Origin of the sequence: Bradyrhizobium canariense, from assembly GCF_018130465.1 — a bacterium.
Lineage (GTDB): Bacteria > Pseudomonadota > Alphaproteobacteria > Rhizobiales > Xanthobacteraceae > Bradyrhizobium > Bradyrhizobium canariense_C.
Genome location: NZ_JAFCKJ010000001.1, coordinates 311,240 through 331,582, shown reverse-complemented (window position 1 = coordinate 331,582; position 20,343 = coordinate 311,240). Strand labels below are relative to the sequence as shown.

General features: G+C 66.0%; 18 protein-coding genes. 6 read left to right on the top strand and 12 right to left on the bottom strand.

What is annotated here, in order from left to right; translation table 11 throughout:
* Nucleotides 1-10 precede the first annotated feature (10 nt).
* From JQ591_RS01470 to JQ591_RS01450, 5 genes are read left to right on the top strand one after another with little or no spacing between them, the layout of a single operon-like run.
* On the top strand, nt 11-1,075 hold the full coding sequence (locus JQ591_RS01470) for an extracellular solute-binding protein (protein WP_211394266.1): 1,065 nt from the start codon (nt 11-13) through the stop codon (nt 1,073-1,075).
* On the top strand, nt 1,072-2,163 hold the full coding sequence (locus tag JQ591_RS01465; protein WP_211394264.1) for an ABC transporter ATP-binding protein: 1,092 nt from the start codon (nt 1,072-1,074) through the stop codon (nt 2,161-2,163). Before JQ591_RS01470 ends, JQ591_RS01465 begins: the two co-directional genes overlap by 4 nt.
* 7 nt (nt 2,164-2,170) lie before the next feature.
* Nucleotides 2,171-2,857, top strand: a complete 687-nt coding sequence (locus tag JQ591_RS01460; protein WP_211394262.1) for an AroM family protein — start codon at nt 2,171-2,173, stop codon at nt 2,855-2,857.
* On the top strand, nt 2,854-3,960 hold the full coding sequence (locus tag JQ591_RS01455; protein WP_211394261.1) for a DUF917 domain-containing protein: 1,107 nt from the start codon (nt 2,854-2,856) through the stop codon (nt 3,958-3,960). The genes JQ591_RS01460 and JQ591_RS01455 overlap by 4 nt, the downstream gene beginning before the upstream one ends.
* A 6-nt stretch (nt 3,961-3,966) precedes the next feature.
* Nucleotides 3,967-5,520, top strand: a complete 1,554-nt coding sequence (locus JQ591_RS01450) for a hydantoinase/oxoprolinase N-terminal domain-containing protein (RefSeq protein ID WP_211394260.1) — start codon at nt 3,967-3,969, stop codon at nt 5,518-5,520.
* Between the two features lie 513 nt (nt 5,521-6,033).
* Here the strand turns inward: JQ591_RS01450 and JQ591_RS01445 are convergent.
* The 6 genes from JQ591_RS01445 to JQ591_RS01420 all read right to left on the bottom strand — a co-directional run bounded on the left by JQ591_RS01445 (nt 6,034) and on the right by JQ591_RS01420 (nt 13,069).
* The gene (locus JQ591_RS01445; RefSeq protein WP_211394259.1) at nt 6,034-7,530 is read right to left on the bottom strand and encodes an ABC transporter substrate-binding protein; all 1,497 of its coding nucleotides are present in this window, start codon (nt 7,528-7,530) and stop codon (nt 6,034-6,036) included.
* 54 nt (nt 7,531-7,584) lie between these two features.
* A complete protein-coding gene (locus JQ591_RS01440) occupies nt 7,585-8,589 on the bottom strand; it encodes an ABC transporter ATP-binding protein (RefSeq protein ID WP_211394258.1) in 1,005 nt (334 codons plus the stop codon).
* On the bottom strand, nt 8,586-9,599 hold the full coding sequence (locus JQ591_RS01435) for an ABC transporter ATP-binding protein (RefSeq protein ID WP_211394257.1): 1,014 nt from the start codon (nt 9,597-9,599) through the stop codon (nt 8,586-8,588). Before JQ591_RS01435 ends, JQ591_RS01440 begins: the two co-directional genes overlap by 4 nt.
* Nucleotides 9,600-9,601: 2 nt before the next feature.
* The gene (locus JQ591_RS01430) at nt 9,602-10,495 is read right to left on the bottom strand and encodes an ABC transporter permease (protein ID WP_211394255.1); all 894 of its coding nucleotides are present in this window, start codon (nt 10,493-10,495) and stop codon (nt 9,602-9,604) included.
* Nucleotides 10,492-11,442: an ABC transporter permease gene (locus JQ591_RS01425; RefSeq protein WP_211394254.1), complete on the bottom strand. Its 951-nt coding sequence runs from the start codon at nt 11,440-11,442 to the stop codon at nt 10,492-10,494. Before JQ591_RS01425 ends, JQ591_RS01430 begins: the two co-directional genes overlap by 4 nt.
* A 205-nt stretch (nt 11,443-11,647) precedes the next feature.
* Entirely contained in the window at nt 11,648-13,069 is a 1,422-nt protein-coding gene (locus JQ591_RS01420) for an amidase (protein WP_211394792.1), read from the bottom strand.
* A gap of 135 nt (nt 13,070-13,204) precedes the next feature.
* On the opposite strand from JQ591_RS01420, the gene JQ591_RS01415 reads away from it, so the two are divergent.
* Nucleotides 13,205-14,092 carry a LysR substrate-binding domain-containing protein gene (locus JQ591_RS01415; protein WP_211394253.1) on the top strand — a complete coding sequence of 296 codons (888 nt, stop codon included), beginning with the start codon at nt 13,205-13,207 and terminating at the stop codon, nt 14,090-14,092.
* 4 nt (nt 14,093-14,096) lie between these two features.
* On the opposite strand, the gene JQ591_RS01410 is transcribed toward JQ591_RS01415, so the two are convergent.
* From JQ591_RS01410 to JQ591_RS01385, 6 genes are read right to left on the bottom strand one after another with little or no spacing between them, the layout of a single operon-like run.
* Nucleotides 14,097-15,032: a carbohydrate kinase family protein gene (locus JQ591_RS01410; RefSeq protein ID WP_211394252.1), complete on the bottom strand. Its 936-nt coding sequence runs from the start codon at nt 15,030-15,032 to the stop codon at nt 14,097-14,099.
* 5 nt (nt 15,033-15,037) lie between these two features.
* Nucleotides 15,038-16,684, bottom strand: coding sequence for an FGGY-family carbohydrate kinase (locus JQ591_RS01405; RefSeq protein WP_211394251.1), 1,647 nt, complete (start codon nt 16,682-16,684; stop codon nt 15,038-15,040).
* A gap of 39 nt (nt 16,685-16,723) precedes the next feature.
* Nucleotides 16,724-17,497: an SDR family NAD(P)-dependent oxidoreductase gene (locus tag JQ591_RS01400; RefSeq protein ID WP_211394250.1), complete on the bottom strand. Its 774-nt coding sequence runs from the start codon at nt 17,495-17,497 to the stop codon at nt 16,724-16,726.
* Nucleotides 17,498-17,537: 40 nt separating this feature from the next.
* A complete protein-coding gene (locus tag JQ591_RS01395) occupies nt 17,538-18,545 on the bottom strand; it encodes an ABC transporter ATP-binding protein (protein ID WP_211394249.1) in 1,008 nt (335 codons plus the stop codon).
* A 16-nt stretch (nt 18,546-18,561) separates the two neighbouring features.
* Nucleotides 18,562-19,392 carry a carbohydrate ABC transporter permease gene (locus JQ591_RS01390; RefSeq protein WP_211394248.1) on the bottom strand — a complete coding sequence of 277 codons (831 nt, stop codon included), beginning with the start codon at nt 19,390-19,392 and terminating at the stop codon, nt 18,562-18,564.
* Between the two features lie 3 nt (nt 19,393-19,395).
* Complete coding sequence (locus JQ591_RS01385; protein ID WP_211394247.1) at nt 19,396-20,268, bottom strand: carbohydrate ABC transporter permease; 873 nt, start codon at nt 20,266-20,268, stop codon at nt 19,396-19,398.
* Nucleotides 20,269-20,343: the final 75 nt, after the last annotated feature.

The window sequence follows — 20,343 nt, the reverse complement described above, 5'->3', positions numbered from 1 at the left end:
GAATCGAGACATGACGAAAGCTCTGGGATCCTCACGGCTCAGCCGCCGCCGCTTTCTGACCGCGAGCGCCTCGCTCGGCATCGGCACGATCGCCGCGCCCTATGTCGCGCGCGCCGACGATCCGACCCTGCGCATCACCGGCTGGGGCGGCAAGTGGGGGGAGATCATGAAGGCCGAGATCGGCCCCGCCTTCGAGAACGAGTTCAAGTGCAAGCTCCAGATTGATTCCGCCTTCCCCTATCTGCCGAAGCTTCAGGCGAGCTCGCGCTCGGCGCCGATCTATGACGTCATGCACACCAATTCCAACGAGCAGTGGGCTGCCGCTGAAATGGGCCTCGTCGAGCCGAAGATCGATCCCAAGCTGGTGCCGAACCTCGCCGACGTCTATCCCTACGCCATCAGCGACAAGATCGTCGGCGTCTCGATCTTCACCAGCGCCATCGGCCTCGGCATGCGCACCGACAAGGGCTATGGCAGCGTCTCCTCCTGGAAGGAATTGTGGGACGCGAAATACAACGGCGTCCGCGGCGGCTATGTCATCCCGGTCAACAGCCTCGGCCAGGCCTTCCTGATGATGTGCGGCACACTGTTCGGCAAGGGCCAGCTCGATCTCGACGCGGCCTATACGGCGCTGGAGAAGCTGAAGCCGATCAAGATCGTCGACTTCACCGGCGCGATGGAGAAGATGCTGCTGTCAGGCGAGGTCGGCCTCTGCGTCATCCACGATTCCGGCATCTATCGCTATGACGGCCAGAACCAGCCGACCGATTTCGTCGCACCGAGCGAAGGCGTCCTGTCGCTCGAGCAAGTCCTGACCATCACGCCCGGCAGCAAGATGAAGGAGCTTGCCAACGCCTATGTGAACTACATGCTCCGTCCGGACGTGCAGAAGCGCCTTGCGGAAACCGTGTGGTACTCGCCGGCCAACAGGAAGGTGAAGCTCGACGCCAAGTACGACGCCAAGCTGCTCACCACGCCGGAAAAAGTCTCGAAGCTGATCCAGGTCGACTGGAAATGGTACAACGAGCGCAAGGATGAGATCGACCAGCGCGTCAATCGGATCTTCCGCGCATGAGCGCGTCGATCGAAATCGCCGGCGTCAGCAAGATCTACGACGGCGGCGTACGCGCGGTGGATACGGTCGCCATGGACATCCGGCAGGGTGAATTCTTCTCCCTGCTCGGTCCGTCCGGCTGCGGCAAGACCACCACGTTGCGCATGATCGCCGGCTTCGAGACGCCGAGCGCAGGGGCCATCCGAGTCGACGGCGCCGACATCACCCATGTGCCGGCACACAAGCGCGACATGGGCATGGTGTTCCAGAACTACGCGCTGTTCCCGCATCGCACCGTCGCCGAGAACGTCGCCTTCGGCCTGCGCATGCGCGGGCTCGACAAGGCGACCATTGCGGCCAAGGTGAAGGCGGCGCTGGCCATGGTCGAGCTGTCTGGCCTGGAAGAGCGCCGCCCCGCCCAGCTCTCCGGCGGCCAACAGCAGCGCGTCGCACTTGCCCGCGCCATCGTGATCGCACCGCGCGTCCTGCTCTGCGACGAACCGCTGGGAGCGCTGGACAAGAAGCTGCGCCAGCAGATGCAGTTCGAGCTCAAGCAGCTCCAGAAGAAGCTCGGCCTGACGCTGGTCTTCGTCACCCACGACCAGGAAGAGGCGCTGGCGATGTCCGACCGCATCGCCGTGATGAACGGCGGCCGCGTCGAGCAGGTCGGGACGCCGGCCGAGATCTACAACCAGCCAATGACCCGCTTCGTCGCCGACTTCATCGGCGACACCAACATTTTCCGTGGCGAGCGCATCGCCCCAAGCACCGGTGAGGCGGCCCTCGACGTGGGCAAGGGCCTGATCCTGGCGCTGCCGCCTTCCGCGGACATGCCAGGCATCGGCGTACTCTCGGTGGCGTTGCGTCCCGAGAGGATCCGGCTATCGCCGCGCGGCGAGGCTGCAGACGGCGCGCCCGGCGTCACCGCGCACGGTGTCGTCGAGAACACCAATTTTCTCGGCGGCGCGGTGCTCTATCGCATCGTGCTAGAGGGCGGACATCGCGTCCTCGTGCAGCAGTCCAATGCAGGCACGGACCACCTGTTCGTTCCCGGTAACGGTGTCACGCTCGACTGGACGCCGGCCGATCTCGTCGTCTTGAAGGACTAGACCAGACATGAACATGCCATTGAAGCATCAGTGCATCGGGGTGGTCGTGATCGGCCAGAGCCCACGTCCCACCGTCGCCTCAGAGATCGCCGCCGTGCTGTCGCCGGGCATCCAGATCGAGCTGCGCGGAGCGCTTGACGGCATGAGCCGCGCCGAGATCGACGCCATCCCGCCGATGGACGGCTACGACACGCTATTCACCCTGCTGCCGAACGGCGATGGCGTCACCATCAGCAAGAAGGAAGTCGAGCGCCGCGCGAGCCAGCAGATCACCCGCTTCAAGCACGAGGGCGTCGGCGTGACGCTGATGGCCTGCACCGGCAAATTTCCCAACCTCGCAGCGGATGGCCTCGTCATCCTGCCCTCGGCCATCCTGCATAATCTCGTCGAGGCCGTGCTGCCGAAGGGCCGGCTCGGCGTGTTCTCGCCGCTCCCCGAGCAGACCGCACTGATCGACAAGAAATGGCAGCGCGACGGCGTCGATGTCGTCGGCATCACGCTGCGTCCCGGTTCGAGCGATGCCGCGGTTGACGAGGCCGCACGCACGATGGTTGACCTCGAGCCCGATCTCGTGGTGATGGACTGCATCAGCTACACCAGCGCCAACAAGGCGCGCGTGCGCACTGCCTATCCCGGTCCTGTGATCCTCGGCATTGCCGCCGCGGCCCGTATCGTCGAGGAGCTGGTCTCGTGAGCAAGGCGGAATTGAAGACGATCACCCTCGACGAAATCGAAGCGCTCGCGGTCGGCGCCTGGATCCTCGGCACCGGCGGCGGCGGCAGCCCCTATCTCGGCCTGCTCAACCTGCGCCGGCTCTACGCCGAGGGCCACCGCGTGCAATTGATGTCGCCGCTCGACCTCGACGACGAGGACTGGGTCGCGGTCGTCTCCAACATGGGCGCGCCGCTGGTCGGACAGGAACGCCTCGCCGACAGCCGCAACATCGCGCGCGCGGTGCGGATGCAGGAGGAGATCAACGGCATCAAGTTCCGCGCCGTGATGTCGGTCGAGATCGGCGGCGGCAACGGCGTACAGGCGCTGATGGCGGCCGCTCATCTCGGCATTCCCGTGGTCGATGCCGACTGCATGGGCCGCGCCTTCCCTGAGGCGCAGATGACCTCGGTCGCGATCGGGGACTTACGCCCCTACCCCTGCACGCTCTATGATCCGCGCGGCATCGAAGCCGTCGTCACCAAGGTGCCGAGCTGGAAATGGATGGAGCGGGCGAGCCGCAAGATCTGCGTCGAGATGGGCTCGATCGCCTCCACCAGCAAGGCGCCCCGCACGGGACGCGAGGTGAAGGACTGGGGTATCCACTTCACCACCACCAAGGCGATCGGCATCGGCCGCGCCGTGCAGGATGCAAACCGCCGGCACGAAGATCCGATCGCCGCGCTGCTTTCGACCGAAGGCGGCAAGAAGCTGTTCACGGGCAAGATCGTCGACGTGGCCCGGCGCACGACGGAAGGATTCCTGCGCGGCTCGGCCACGATCGAGGGCAGCGACGCCGACCGCGGCAGCCGGCTCAAGCTCTCGTTCCAGAACGAATGGGTCGTGGCTTGGCGCGGTGAAGAGGCGATCGCGACGTCACCCGATTTGATCTGCGTGCTCGACAGCGTCAACGGCCACGGCGTCGGCACCGAGACCGTGCGCTATGGCCAGCGCGTCACCGTCGTGGCGCTGCCGGCCCCGCCGGTGCTCACCAGTCCCCGCGGTCTCGAATTCGTCGGCCCGCGCGCCTTCGGCTACGACCTCGATTACCGTTCCCTCTTCGAGCCCGCTGCGGCAGGAGCTTAAGATCTCATGAAACGTATTGGCATCGATGTCGGCGGCACCAACACGGATGCCGTGCTGATCGTCGACGAGAAAGTCGTCCATTCCGTCAAGCGTCCGACCACGGCCGACGTGACCTCGGGCATCCTCGACGCGTTGAAGGCGCTGCGCACCGAGCCCGCCGCCGCGGTGAAGGTCGATGCAGTCGTGATCGGCACCACGCATTTCATCAATGCCGTAGTCCAGCGCCGCCGTGTGCAGAAGATCGGCGCGATCCGCATCGGTATGCCCGCAAGCGCCTCGTTGCCGCCGTTCTGCGACTGGCCCGAAGACCTCGCCGCGCTGGTCAACGGCGACATCTTCATGCTGGAGGGCGGCCACGATTACGACGGTCGTCCCTTCATGCCGCTCGACGTCGCCGCCCTCAAGGACGCCGCGCGAAAAATCAGGGACAAGGGCCTGCGCTCGGTCGCGGTGTGCTCGAGCTTCTCTCCGCTCGACCCCTCCTGCGAGACGACCGCGCGAGAAATCCTCGCCGATATCTGCCCGGACGTCGCGGTGACGCTGTCGCATGATCTCGGCCGCATCGGGCTGCTGGAGCGGGAGAACGCCGCGCTGCTCAATGCGTCCCTGCACGATCTCGCCATCACCACGGTCGCGGCCTTCCGCAAGGCGATCGCCGACAGCGGCATCGATGCGCCGCTGTTCCTGACCCAGAACGACGGCACCGTGATGCAGGCCGAGATCGCCACCGCCTTCCCGGTGATGAGCTTTGCGTCCGGCGCCACCAATTCCATGCGCGGCGCCGCCCATCTCTCCGGCCTCGACGACGCCATGGTCGTCGATGTCGGCGGCACCACCTCCGACATCGGCCAGCTTCGTCACGGCTTTCCGCGCGAGGCCAATGCCGTGGTCGAAGTCGGCGGCGTCCGCACGCTGTTCCGAATGCCCGACCTGCTGTCGATCGGGCTGGGCGGCGGCAGCCATGTCGACGAGGATCCGGTCCGCGTCGGCCCGCTCAGCGTCGGCTACCGGCTGACGTCGGACGCGCTGGTGTTCGGCGGCGCGCGCCTCACCGCCACCGACATTGCAGTCGCGGCCGGCCTGATCGACATCGGCGACCGCTCGCGCGTCGCCATGCTGCCGAAACGCCTGATCGAGGCGGCGCTGCGCGATGCCTGGCGCAAGCTCGAGGAAGACATCGACCGCATGAAAACCGAAGCCGGCGACGTGCCGCTGCTCGCGGTCGGCGGCGGCGCCTTCCTGGTGCCGGATCGCCTGCCCGGCATCTCCGAGATCGTGCGCATGCCGCATGGCGACTGCGCCAATGCAGTAGGTGCCGCGATCGCGCAGGTCTCCGGCGAGGCCGACCAGGTGTTCCGCGACCTCAGCCGCGAGGATGCGATCGCAGCCGCGCGCGATATCGCGGCCGACCGCGCTGTCCAGGCTGGAGCAGCGCGCGACAGCCTCAAGACCGTCGATGTCGAGGACATGCCGATCGCCTATCTGCCCGGCAATGCTCTCCGCGTCCGCGTCCGCGTCGCCGGCGCGATCGCCGACCCGGATTTGCCCGCGGCGGCGTAGCGGACTCATTCCCAGCGTCATGGCCGGGCTTGTCCCGGCCATCCACGATCTTTCGTGCGGCGCCAAGAATGTGGAAGCCCGGGCATGACGGCCTCCCGTCAAACAAAAACTGCGAAAACAACCCCATACACAGTAGCCGGCGATAGCAAAATCAACAGCTTACGCGGACCGCCAACGAGGCAAAAGCAGCCCCCTCACCCGGCGTCGCTGCCCTCGCCCGCAAGGGGAGAGGGCGCAGCAACGAGCATCCCGCCGTTTGACTCGTCGAGCAAAACAGGGGTATGATGCTAATATTCCGAAATCGCTGCGAGCCCCTCTTCTCCCCTTGCAGAAGAAGGTGGTGCGTAGCGCCGGATGAGGGGTCTCTATCCGCGAATTCAACTCGGCAGATTCGTGTGCGGATAGAGACCCCTCACCCTGGTGAGTCCGCGTTTACCTGCGTCGCTGCCCTCTCCCGCAAGGCGAGAGGGCACTGCAACGGGCGGCGCGCGCCACGAACGACGAGGATGCCCCCTACTCCCAGGCCCACGTCGAGAAATCGTTCTCGTATTGCGGCACGTCCTTCCAGACGCCCTTCAGCTTCTTGGCTGTGATGGTGATCAGCTGCGGCTGGTACATGTAGGCAGAGACCGCGTCGGTGGCCAGCATGCGCTGGGCGTCGCCGAGCAGTTTTGCGCGGGCGGCCTCTTCCGGCGTCGACACGATCTGCTTGTAGAGCGCGTTGAACGCCGCGTTGTTGTAGCCGAGATAGTAGTCCGGCTCGGTGATCTTGACGAGGTCGAACGGCTCGACATGGCTGACGATGGTGAGGTCGAAATTATGCGGGCCGTTGCCGGCGAACACCTGCGACAGCCATTGCGCCCATTCGACGTTCTCGATCTTGGCGATGATGCCGACCTTGGCGAGCTGGGCCGCGACGATTTCGCCGCCCTGCCGCGCATAGGACGGCGGCGGCAGCTTCAGCGACAGCTCGAGCGGCGTGGTGACGCCGGCTTCGGCAAGCAGCTTCTTCGCCTTCTCGGGGTCGTAGGGGTTGATGCCGGTGGTATCGACGAAACCGAACGCGCCCGGCACGTAGAAGCTGCCGATCGGCGTGCCGAAGCCGTCGACGGCACCGTCGATCATGGCCTTACGGTCGATCGCGGCGAGGATGGCGCGGCGCACGCGGACGTCATCGAGCGGCTTCTTGCGGTGATTGATCGCAACGATGGTCTTGGCGCGGGAGCCGCCGACCAGCACGGTGAAGCGCGGATCGGCCTTGAACTGCGCGATGGTGCGCTGCGCCGCGACGCGTGGAAACGCGTCGACGTCGCCCGAGAGCAGCGCCGCCGTCTGCGCGGACGGATCGGAGATGAAACGGATCGTCACCTTCGAGAGCTTGATCGCGGCGGCGTTACGGTAGTCGGCCCATTTGGTCAGCGTCATCGAGGAGCCCTTGGCCCAGGCGCCAAGCTGATAGGGCCCGGTGCCGACCGGCTGCGTGACATTGGTGGCAGCGCTCTTCGGCTCGACGATCGAAGCGCTCGCCTGTCCCATCAGGAACGGCAGGTTCGGCTCGGAGTTTTTCAGGGTGATCACGACCGTGTCGGCGTCGGGCGCGGCAACGGACTCGAAGCTCTGGAACAGGCTCTTGTCCTTGTTGGTGCTGGTGGGCACCGCGTTGCGCTCGAACGAGAACTTCACCGCGGCGGAATCGAACGGCTCGCCATTGTGGAATTTGATGCCCTTGCGCAGCTTGAAGGTGTAGGTCTTCAGGTCGGGCGAAGCAGTCCAGCTTTCTGCCAGCAGGGGCGAGGTGGTGCCGTCCTCGTTGATCTTGGTCAGCGTCTCATAGATGTTGTAGAGCGTGACCTCGGCGATCGCGGCAGCGGCCGCGTTGGTGGGATCGAGCCCCGGCGGCTCCAGCGCCATCGCCATGACGACGCTGTCCTTCTTGCTTTGGGCCAGCACCGGCAGCGGCGCCGCGACAAGCGCGGCAGTGAGTGCGACGATGGATAGTTTCCTGAACATGCGTAACTCCCCTGCCTTCTCAATTCCCAGTCTACGCCAATCCTGCGCCCGAGACTAACCCTCCGCGGCAGGCGGCGGCAACGCCATCACGGCCTCCGCCTTGTGGCAGGCCGCAAGATGCGTCTCGCCCACCTTGCGTAGCTCAGGCAGAACCTCGCGGCAATGCTGGTCGGCGAGCGCACAACGCGCGACATAGGGACAACCCGTGGCGGCCGCCGATTGCGAGGCGATCGCCTGGGCCCCGCGCCGGCGCCGGCCGCCGCCGGCGCGCGCCCGCGGCACGGCATCCAGCAGCGCCCGCGTGTAGGGATGGGCGCAGTGCTCGAACAAATCCTCCGGCCGCCCCTGCTCGACGATGCGGCCGAGATACATCACCGCGACCTCGTCGCAGAGATAGTCGACGACGGCGAGGTCGTGGCTGATCAGGACGTAACTCAGGCCGAACTGCTCCTGGAGGTCCTGCATCAGGTTGAGCACCTGGGCCTGCACGGAGACGTCGAGCGCGGAGACCGGCTCGTCGGCGACGATCAGCTTCGGCTGGGTGATCAAGGCCCGCGCAATGGCGATGCGCTGGCGCTGACCGCCGGAGAATTCGTGCGGATATTTGTCCATGTCCGCATCGCGCAAGCCGACCTGGCGCAGCACCGCGGCGACGCGGTCGCGGAAGGTGGTGCGGTCGGCGCCATCAAGCACAGTGAGCGGCTCGGCCACGATGCGCGCGATGATCTGGCGCGGATCAAGCGAGCCGTAGGGATCCTGGAACACCATCTGGAAATCGCGCCGGGCGCGGCGCAGCTCGTCGGCGGTGATGCCGTTGAGGTCGCGGCCGAGCAGCGCGACCTGCCCCGACGTCGGCCGCTCCAGCGCCATCACCACCCGCGCAAAAGTGGACTTGCCCGAGCCGGACTCGCCGACGATGCCGAGGCTCTTGCCGACATCGACCTGCACACTGACGCCGTTCAGCGCGCGCACCTGCCCGGGCGGGCGGAACAGGCTTTCGCGGGGCAGCGTGTAGCGCTGCTCGAGACCCCTGACGTCGAGAAGAGGCGCGGTGCTCATGCGGACAACGCTCCGACATTCGCGGCCATCGAGACATCGGTGCGCACGCAGCGCACGCCATGGCCGGCGCCGACTTCGACCATCGGCGGAAGCGCCGCGCGGCACTGATCGATCACAAGCGGACATCGTTCGGAGAAGGTGCAGCCGGCCGGAAGATCCGCGAGCTCCGGCACCGTGCCCGAGATCGTCGTCAGCCGCGTCCCCTTGCGCGCGCCGAGCTTCGGCCGGGCGCGGAACAGGCCCTGCGTGTAGGGATGTCCCATCCGCCGAAACACCTCGTCGGTCGGCCCGCTCTCGACCACCGTGCCGCCATACATCACCATCATGCGCTGCACGTTCTCGGCGATGACGCCGAGATCGTGCGAGATCAGGATCATCGACATGCCGCGCTCCTCGACCAGATCGGCGATGAGGTCGAGGATCTGGCCCTGGATGGTGACGTCGAGCGCGGTGGTCGGCTCGTCCGCGATCAACAAATCGGGCTCACAGGCGAGCGCCATAGCGATGGTGACGCGCTGGCGCTGGCCGCCGGAGAACTGGTGCGGATAGGCATCGACGCGCTTTGCAGGATCGGGCAGCCCCACGCGGTCGAGCAAGGCGATCGCTTCTTTCCGTGCCTGCGACGCCGAGTATTTCTTGTGACGCCGCAGCGGCTCGGCGACCTGATGGCCGATCGTGTGCATCGGATTGAGCGCGGTCATCGGCTCCTGGAAAATCATGCTGATGCGGTTGCCGCGCAGGCGACAATATTCCGCGTCCGACAAACCAGCGAGTTCGCCGCCATCCAGCTTGATGCTGCCGGTGACGACGGCGCTGTCCGGCAACAGGCCCATCAGCGACATCGCGGTGACCGACTTGCCGCAGCCGGATTCACCGACGAGCCCGAGCGTCTCGCCGCGCTTCAAGGCAAAGCTGACGCCGCGCACGGCCTGCGCCGGCCCGCGGCTGGTGTTGAGGCGGACGCCGAGATTACTGACTTCGATCAGCGGCATGTCGGAGCGCTCAGCCATCGTCATCGCTCCCGCGCCAGTCGTGGATCGAGCAGGTCGCGCAATCCGTCACCGAGCAGGTTGAGGCCGAGCACGGCGACCGCGATGGCGGCGCCCGGATAGACCGCGAGCATCGGCGATTGGAACAGCAGCGTCTGCGCATCGTTCAGCATCCGGCCCCAGGACGGCTGCGGCGGCTGCGTGCCGAGCCCGAGATAGGACAGAGCGGCCTCCGCGAGAATGGCGAGCGCGAACTGGGTGGTGACCTGCACGATCAGGATCGACAGGATGTTGGGCAGCACGTGCTCGATGGTGATGCGAAACCTGCCCTTGCCCGAGGCACGCGCGGCCAGCACGAATTCGCGCGCCCAGATCGCATTGGCCGAGCCGCGCGTCAGCCGGGTCAGCGTCGGGATCTGGAAAATGCCGATCGCGACGATCGAGGTCACCATACCGGGTCCCACGACCGCGGCGAGCATGATCGCGGAGAGCACGGCCGGAAAGGCGAAGGTGAAGTCGGAGAAGCGCATGATGATCTCTTCGGTCCAGCCGCGCCGGGCCGAGGCGATCAGGCCGAGGCAGAGGCCGAAGGTGAGACCGATGCTGACCGCGATGACGCCGACCATGATGGTGGAACGGGCGCCGGCGAGCAGCAGCGAGACGATGTCGCGGCCGAAGGAATCGGTGCCGAGCCAGTGCTCGGCCGAGGGCGGCCGGAGTTTTGAGGCGATGTCGATCTCGTAGGACGACCAGGGCGTCCACACCAGCGAGAGCAGCGCCGAGGCGAGAACCAGCAGGCTCAACGCGCCGCCGAGCACGAAGCTGCGATGGCGCAGCGCGCGGCCCCAGAAGGTTTTGGCCGGCAGACGGCGCGTCGCTGCCGCTGCGTCAATCGGCGAGGTCAAAGGCGCGCTCACAGGTCGTGGACCTTGATGCGGGGATCGATGAAGGCATAGAGCACGTCGACCACGAAATTGACGATGACGACCATGGTCGCAAGCAGCATCACGCAGTTGCGCACCACGATGAGGTCGCGGTTGGCGATCGACTGGAAGATCAGCCGGCCGAGGCCCGGCAGATAGAACACGTTCTCGATCACGATGGTGCCGGCGAGCAGATTGGCGAATTGCAGGCCCATCACCGTCATCACCGGGATCATGGCGTTGCGCAGCACGTGGCGCCACAGCACCTCGCGCCTGCCGAGCCCTTTGGCGCGCGCCGTACGGACGAAATCCTCGCGCAGCACTTCGAGCACGGCCGAACGCGTGACGCGTGCGAGGATCGCGGCCTGCACCACCGCAAGCGAGACCGCCGGCAGCAGCAGCGACTTGATGCCGAGCCAGATGCCGTCCTCCCAGCCGGGAAAGCCGCCCGCGGACAGCCATTGCAGCCGCACCGAGAACAGCAGCACCAGCAGAATCGCGAACCAGAAATTCGGCAGCGCGATGCCGATCTGGGTCAGCGACATCACGCCGACATCGCCGAGCTTGTTGTGGTTGGCGGCGGTGTAGATGCCGGCCGAGAGCGCCAGCGTCACCGTGATCAGCATGGACATGATCGCGAGCGGAATGGTCAGCACCAGCCGCTCCGCGATCAGGCTGCCGACCGGCGTGCCGTAGACATAGGAGTTGCCGAGATCGCCGACCAGCAGCCCCTTGATCCATTGCAGATAGCGAACCGCCAGCGGCTGGTCGAGCCCGAGCTTGACGGTGAGCGCACGCACCGCGTCCGGCGAGGCGTCGGCGCCCATCAGCATCTGCGCGGCGTTGCCCGGAAGAGCATCCAGCACCAGGAAAATGATCACGGATGCGCCGACCAGCGTCGCCAGCAGGGTCAGCAGACGTCGGAGGACAAATACGCTCATGCGCTCACGAGCTCCGACGTCGTCCTGGCGAAAGCCAGGACGACACCGATGGGGTTGCGGGCGTCATGCCGCATTGGGACAAATACGCTCATGCGCGCTCGGATTCAGGGCTCATCCGCGGCACGATCAACATGTCCGGGCTCCGGAGGCAAGTGCTTTGCAGGCATGTGCTTTCAGACAAGTGCTTTGCGGCATGTGCCTCACCTCAGCCGGGCCAGCGGGACAGAAGGCCTTGCGAGGCCTCGAACAGCGCGCTCACGCGCAGCAAGTCCGCATCAGCGCGGAAGCGGCCGACGAGTTGCAATCCGATCGGCAGGCCGTCGCGGCCGAAACCGCAGGGCAGACTGATCGCGGGGTGTCCGGTCATGTTGAACGGCATGGTCCAGGGGAACCAGTGCGGCCGGACGCTGTCAAACTGCTTGCCGTCGATCTCGATGGTGCCGAACAGGTCCTGATCGATGGGCAGCGCCGTGCGGGTGATGGTCGGCATCGCCAGGAGATGCCCACGCGCAAGCAGGGATTGCACCCGGCGGAACAACGCCGTGCGCGCGAACATCGCTTCCTGATAGGCGACGCCGCTGACATCGGTGGCGAGCGCAAGCTGCTTCCGGAAGGCCTCGCTCAGCACGTCCCCATGCTCGGCCGCGAGTTTTGCAAAGCGCGTCCGCCAGACCGTGTGGTTGATGGCGCGCCAGATCGGCTCGATGTCGAACCCCTCGCCCGAAAACTCCTCGAGCTCGGCCCCCAGGCCCGCGAGCCGATCGAGGCTCGCCTTGAAGCCGGCTGCGACATCGGCAGAGACAGGGCGTCCGGGCGGTGACAGGCAGTACAGGATTTTCTGCCCGCGCAGATCACCGCGCGGAGCGGCCGTGCCGATGAAGTCGGGCACGGGAACGCCGATCGACCACGGATCGCAGGAATCCTCGCCGGCCATCGCCTGCATCATCAGCGCGGTGTCGGCGACGGTCCGCGTCATCGGCGTGACATAGGTCTGGTTGCCGAACACGTCCAGCGCCTGGCTGTGCGCGATGACGCCGTTGCTCTGCTTCAGCCCGACCACGCCGTTGCAGGCGGCGGGAATCCGCGTCGAGCCGCCGCCATCGGTCGCGATCGCAAGCGGCGCGATGCCGCTCGCCACCGCCACCGCCGCGCCGCCGCTGGAGCCGCCCGACGAGCGCTCGGCGCTCCAGGCGTTGCGGGTGCGGCCGAACAGCGGCGAGTCGGTCAGGCATTTGCTGCCGAATTCGGGCGTGGTCGTCTTGCCGATCAGGATCGCGCCTTCCGCGCGCAACCTTGCAACCGCGACGGCATCCTCGTTCGGAACGTTGTCCTTGTAGGGAACCGCGCCGAACGTGGTCTTCACGCCCCTGGTGTTGACGATGTCCTTGACGGTGACGGGGATGCCGTGCAGCAGGCCGAGCGGCTCACCGGCCATCATCTTGCGCTCGGCCGCGCGCGCCTGCGCCATCGCCTCGTCGCCGCAGAGCGTGATGAAGCAGTTCAACCGGGGCTGGAGCGCCTCGGCGCGCGCGAGCACGGCGCTGACGAGTTCGACGGGGGAGATCCGTTTTTCGGCGACGAGACCGCGCAGTTCGGTTGCGGACAGCAGACAGGGATCGCCGTTCATCGTCACATCACGCTCCGAAGCGGGCCGCCGTTGGCCCCAAGACATCGACAGGACATTGACAGCGAGAATGACAGTTTTGTTAACTCGGCGTCCAATACCATTTTGATGGTCAACCCATATGTTTTCGGTATGCCAATGGATCTTCGCCGGCTCCGCTATTTCGTCGCCGTCGCCGAGGCGCGCAGCGTCGGCAAGGCCGCCGAGCGGCTGCGCATGGCGCAGCCGCCGCTCTCGGTCCAGATCCGCAAGCTCGAAGCCGAAATCGGCGCGCCGCTATTCCGCCGCGGCACGCGCGGCATGGACCTGACCGAGGCGGGCCAGGCGCTGTTCGCGCGCGCCGGCGAAGCGCTGGCGCTGGCGGCCGACGGCGCCGAAGCCGCGCGCGCGGTCGCATCCGGGCGGCGCGGGCGGATTTCGGTCGGATACATGTTCGTGCTGGCAAATGCCGTTCTGCCGCGCCTGATCCCCGAGCTGCGGCGGTCCATCCCCGGCGTCGATCTCGATTTCGCCGAGCTCACCGCCTCGACCCGCGAGGCGCGGCTGCTCGACCGCAGCGTCACGGTCGCGCTGTGCATGCCGGCGATCCATCATCCCGAGATTCAGGTGGCGCGGATCGGTGCCCAGCCCCTCATGCTGGCCATGCCGATCCGCTCACCGCTCGCCCGTCTGGGCGCGGTGCCCGTGGCCCGATTGCAGGGCCGCCCCCTGATCGCGCTGCCTCACCCCGACCAGGATCCCGCCTCCTCCGCGGTTGCCGCCTTGCTGCGGCGGCACCAGGTCGTGATGCCGATCGTCAGCCGGGTGGAAACAGTGCATTCGGCGATGAGCCTGGTCCTGGCCGGCGAGGGCCTGGCGATCCTGCCGGCCTGCGCGCAGCTCGGGGCGCCGCGTGGGGTCGTGTTCAGGCCGCTGCGCGACGCCACCGATTCCATCGACATCGCGGTGTGCTGGCGGCGGGATTCGCACAGCCCGCTGATCCGCACCTTCCTCAAATGCGCCGAGAAGGTCGTGGCACGGCTGTGACGGGCTACAAGGGCCAGTTGATCTCGTGACTCCAGGGCGGATCGGCGCCCGGGCGGGTGCAGGTCAGGCCAGCACAGTTCGCAGCAAAGGACAGCGCGCGGCGGAGCTCGTCTGCGCCGATGCTCGTCAATTCCTCCCGCGCGAGACGCCCCTGCTTGTGCAGGGCGAACAACAGCGCCGCCTGAAAACTGTCGCCCGCGCCGATGGTGTCGGCGACCACGACCTTGGGTGCGGCGACCTCGATCTGCCCTGCCCCCGCATGCCATGCGATCGCGCCGCTGTTGCCGCGGGTGATGACGACGAGGCTCGCGCCCCCTGCGAGCAGCGTGCTCGCGCGCTGCTGATACGGCTCGTCGCCGAAGAGATAGGCAAAATCGACGTCCGACATCTTGATGAGATCGGCGCTGGCCGCAAACTCGGTCATGCGCGCGAGATAAGCCGGCTTGTCCTTCACGAGGTTGGGCCGGCAGTTCGGGTCGAAGGAGATGGTCGACGATGCCCGCGCGTCCGCGATCAGGGCCCTGGTCTCCGTCGCGCCCTGATCATTGACCAGCGTGGTCGAGCCGACATGGAGGGCTTCGACGGTCGCGAACGGAATGGACCCGCGCCGGTAGGTCCAGTTCCGCGTCGCCGTCTCGGCATCGTAGAAGGCGTAATGCGACTCGCCCGCGACGATGCGCACGAAGGCGAGCGTAGACTGGTGATCGCTGCGGGTGGCGAGGGTGAGCTCGACATCGGAGGCAGCGGCGTGGTCGGCGATCATGCGCCCGAACATGTCCGTCGAGATCCCGCCGACAAATCCGGTCGGCGCGCCCAGCCGCGCCATGCCGATTGCGACGTTGAGGCAGGAGCCGCCGACGACCGGCATCACCGCCTCACGGCCGTCGCCGCTCCGCGTCGGCACGAAATCGATCAGCGCATCGCCGCAGGAAATCAACATCCGTTTCAACCTCCGGCCATTCCACGCATCGCGGCGCGGCTGCCGCGATCGACCTCGCGCAGCAATCTGTAGACCTCACGCTTGCGGGCGTGAAAGGCGGCGATGTCGGGCGTGGTCGGCTCGCTCTTCCGTCCCAGCGCCGACATCTTTGCCATGGTCTCGCCGATCGAGGCATAGGCGCCGCCGGCGACCGCGCCGAGCATCGCGGCGCCGAGCAGCACCGGCTCCCTGGTCTGCGGCAGCGCGACGGTGAGGCCAGTCGTATCGGCCATGATCTGTCGCACCAGCGGACTGCGGCTGGCACCGCCGCCCATGATCATGATGCTGGAATGGACGCCATGCGCGGCAAAGGCCTCGATCACCTCGGCAAGCCCATAGGCGAGCCCGCACAGACCGGCGGCGAACAGCCGTTCCATCGAGGCGATGTCGGTGTCGAGATCGAGGCCCGCGATCACCGCGCGCGTGTCAGGGTCGGCGTAGGGCGAGCGGTTGCCGATGAACTCAGGAAGCACATGGACGTCGCGGGCCAGCAGCGCGGCGCGGCTGGCGCCGCCTGCGCGCGCGATGATGCGGCGCTCGAGAAACTCGATGAGGTCGAGGCCCTCGCTGCGCGCCGCCGCGCTCGCTTCGGCATGGCCGGGATGTGATTTGAGGAGATGGTCGATCGCCGCGCCCGCGGCCGACTGGCCGCCCTCGTTCAGCCAGAAATTTGGTACCATGCCGGAGTAATAAGGACCCCACACGCCGGGTACGAAGCATGGCTCCCTGGTCGTCGCCATGATGCAGGCCGACGTTCCCATGATGTAGGCAAGGCGGTCGCAGACATCTGTCGCGCCGTCCGATTCATCGCGGCCGCCGATTGCGCCGATGCCGCCGGCATGCGCATCGATCAGGGACGCTCCGACCGGGGTGGCCGCTGACAGGCCGAGATCGCCCGCGGCAGTGCGGGATAGACCTGCACCCAGGCGCGTACCGGGAGCGACGATCTCGGTGCCGATCCTGGCATATTTCTCGGCGACGAATTCCGAGAGACCAATCCGATGGAAGAATGGCGCGCTCCAGCCACCGCCATCGTGCGCGAGGTAGTTCCATTTGCAGGTGACGGTACAGGTCGAGCGCTGAAGCGAGCCGGTTGCGCGCCAGGTCAGGTAATCCGCCAGATCGAAGAAGTGCCCTGCAGCGTCGAAGCTCGCGCGCATGTGCCGCTTCAGCCACAGCAGTTTCGGCATCTCCATCTCGGGCGAGATCGAGCCGCCGACATATCGCAGCACGGCGTCACCAGTCTCGTTGATCAGCCGCGCCTCGGCCGTGGCGCGATGATCCATCCAGACGATGACGTTGCGCTGCCTGTCACCGGAAGCGCTGACGGTGAGCGGCTCACCCCTGGGATCGAGCACCACGAGGGAACAGGTGGCGTCGAAACCGATGCCGCCGACGCTGTCGGGCGCGATTGCGGCTTCCGCCATCGCGGCACGTACCGACGCCGTGCAAGCGTCCCAGATATCCTGGGACGACTGTTCGACGATGTCACCGGCCTCGTGCCATATCCTGATCGGATGCCGTGCGATCGCCAGCAAGGTGCCGGCCTCGTCAAACACCCCTGCCCGCGTGCTCGTGGTCCCTACATCGACGCCGATATACGCTCGCGGCATTGTCGCTCCCGGAAGCTCTCGTCAGTTTTGACGGTAAGCCTACCAGCAAGTGTAGCCGCCATCCACCAGCACGATGCTGCCGGTCATCAGGCTCGCGGCCTCGGACGAGAGGAACAGCACCACGGAGGCGATCTCCTCGACCTGCCCCATCCGCGCCATCGGGGTTCCACCGATCCAGGCATCGTACATTCTCGGATTGCTCTTCACGAAGGCGTTGAGCGGCGTCTCGATATAGGTCGGCGCCACCGCGTTGACGCGGACGCCACGCGCGCCCCATTCGGCGGCCAGCGATTTTGTGAGATGGTGAACCCCGGCCTTGGAGGCATTGTAGAAGCACTGCTCCTGCGGCTTGTTGACGATGAAGCCCGACATCGAGCCGACATTGACGATGGCGCCGCTCCTGGCGTTGAGCATGTGCTTGCCGAACTCGCGGCAGCACCAGAAGGTGCCGTTGAGATTGACGTCGATCACATTGAGCCAGTGCTCGTCGGCCACGGTCTCCGCCGGCGTCTCGCTGCGGGCAATGCCGGCATTGTTGACGAGGATGTCGACCTTGCCGTGGCGCGCGACGAGGTCGCTCGCGACCTCCGCCACGCGCTTGGTGTCGGTGACGTCCATGATCGCCGTCTCGATGTCAAAACCCTTTGCCTTCAGGCTGGCCTTGGCGCTGTCGGCGACCTTGCTGTCGCGGTCGCCGATCACGACCTTCGCGCCGGCTTCGGCCAGCGCCTCGGCGCAGGCGAGCCCGATGCCCTGCCCGCCACCGGTGATGAACGCCGTCTTGCCGTTCAGCTTGAATTTTTCCAGGTACATTTTGGTGTTTCCGTTTCTTGCCGTTTCTTGCCGTTTCTTGTCAGCCTCGAATGGCGTTGCCGCTCGCGTCGAAGCGATGAATCCGCGCGGGGTCCGGCACCAGCGATACATGGTCGCCGGCGTGCAGGCTCAATTCACCGATGTAGCGCGCCGTCAGCATGCCGAGCGGACCGGCATCGACATAGAGGAAGGTGTCGCTGCCGAGATGCTCGGCCACCGCGATCGTTCCCTGCCAGCCGCCGGCACCGTCGCGCTCGATCTTGAGATGCTCCGGCCTTACGCCGATCGTTGCCGCTCCCTTCTGCAAGGCGTGCTCGCCGGTCACGAAGTTCATCTTGGGCGAGCCGATGAAGCCGGCGACGAAGAGATTGGCCGGCTTTTCGTAGAGATCCAGCGGCGAGCCATATTGCTCGATCTTGCCGCCGTTGAGCACCACGATCTTGTCGGCCATGGTCATGGCCTCGACCTGGTCGTGGGTGACATAGATCGCGGTGGTGCCGAGCTGCTTCTGGAGCCGCGTCACCTCGATGCGCATCTGCACGCGCAGCGCCGCGTCGAGGTTGGAGAGTGGCTCGTCGAACAGAAACGCCTTGGGCTCGCGGACGATGGCACGCCCGATCGCGACGCGCTGGCGCTGGCCGCCGGAGAGCTCGCGCGGCTTGCGATCGAGATAAGGCGTGAGGTTCAGCGTCGCGGCGGCGGCCTCGACCTTGCGGTTGGTCTCGTCCTTGGAAAGGCCCGCCATCTTCAAGCCGAAGCCGATATTGCCGCGCACGCTCATATGCGGATAGAGCGCATAGGATTGGAACACCATGGAGAGCCCCCGCTTGGCGGGCGGCGTGTCGACCACGTTCTTGCCGTCGATCAGAATCTTGCCGCCGGAGACGTCCTCGAGCCCGGCGATCAGCCGCAACAGCGTGGTCTTGCCGCAGCCTGACGGCCCCACGAACACCACGAACGACCCGTCGGCGATCTCGAGGTCCGCGCCCTTGATGATGTGCACGGGGCCGAAGGATTTTTGCACGTCCTGAAGTGTGATCTGACCCATGATCCGGCAGCCCTTCTTACTTTACCGCGCCAAAGGTGAGCCCGCGCACGAGCTGCTTCTGGCTGAACCAACCGAGGACGAGAATGGGCGCGATCGCCAGCGTCGACGCCGCCGACAGCTTTGCCCAGAACAGCCCTTCCGGACTCGAATAGGACGCGATGAACGTGGTGAGCGGCGCGGCGTTCGAGGTCGACAGATTGAGCGTCCAGAACGCCTCGTTCCAGGCCAGGATCAGATTCAGCAGCATGGTCGATGCGAGCCCCGGGATCGCCATCGGCGTCAGGACATGAACCAGCTCGCGGCCGATGGTGGCGCCGTCCATGCGCGCGGCTTCCAGGATGTCGCGCGGGATCTCCTTGAAATAGGTGAAGAGCATCCAGATCACGATCGGCAGATTTCCGAGGCACAGGATGAAGACGAGGCCGATGCGGGAATCGAGCAGGCCGAAGGACTTGTAGATCAGGTAGATCGGCACCAGCACGCCGACCGGCGGCATCATCTTGGTCGAGAGCATCCAGAGCAGGATGTCCTTGGTGCGCTTGGTCGGCGAGAACGCCATTGACCAGGCTGCGGGGATCGCGATCAAAAGCGCAATGAGCGTCGAGCCGCCGGCGATGATGATCGAGTTCGTCGCGTGGAGGAAATAGTCGCTGCGCTCCTGCACGGTCGCGTAGTTCTCCGTGGTCCAGTGGAAGAACAGGAAGGACGGCGGAATCGCGAAGGCCTCAAGTTCGGTCTTGAAACTCGCCAATACCATCCAGAGGATCGGGAAGAAGATCAGGAAGCCGAACAACCACGCCCCGATCGTCGAGACCACCACCCGCCGTGTCGTCGCCATCCGCGCCATATCTCATGCCTCCAGGTTGCGGCCGACGATGCGGACCAGGAAGAAGGCTACGACGTTGGCGATCACGACAGCGACGAGGCCGCCCGCCGAGGCGGTGCCGACATCGTACTGGATCAGTGCCTGCGAATAGATCAGGAAGGCGATGTTGGTGGTCGACAGTCCCGGGCCGCCGCCCGTGGTGACGTAAATTTCGGCAAAGACGGTGAGCAGGAAGATCGTCTCGATCAGGATCACCACCGTGATCGGGCGCGCGAGGTGCGGCAGCGTGATGTAGATGAAGGTTGAGATCGCGCTGGCACCGTCCATTTCGGCGGCTTCCTTCTGCTCCTCGTCGAGCGACTGCATCGCAGTGAGCAAAATCAGCGTCGCGAACGGCAGCCATTGCCAGGACACGATCAGGATCACGGCGAGCAGCGGCGCGTCGGTGAACCAGTCGATCGGCGTCAACCCGAACACCGAGGCGATCCAGGCAAACAGCCCGGATACCGGATGCATCAGCAGGTTCTTCCAGACCAGCGCGCTCACCGTCGGCATGACGAAGAACGGCGCGATCACCATCAGCCGCACGATGTTGAGGCCGATCACGGGCTGGTCGAGCAGCAGCGCCAGCGGAATTCCGAGCAGGACGGTCAGCGCCAGCACCGAGCCGACCAGCACCAGCGTGTTCTGGAGCGACGCGAGGAACGCGGGATCGGTAAGGAAGTAGCGGAAATTTTCCAGCCCGACGAACGCTCCCGAGCCGGGATCGAGCAGGCTGTAATGCAGCGTCGAGAAATAGATCGTCAGCCCGAGCGGGACGATCATCCAGATGAACAGCAGCCCGACGGCCGGCATCAGGAGCGTCCGTGCGAGAAGCTGCGTCTGCCGGGTTGCCATTCTTGGCTTCTCCGCTTGCGGGAAGAAGGCGGCCATCCATCCGTAACGGTGGATGGCCGCAAGTTTGAGCTCAGG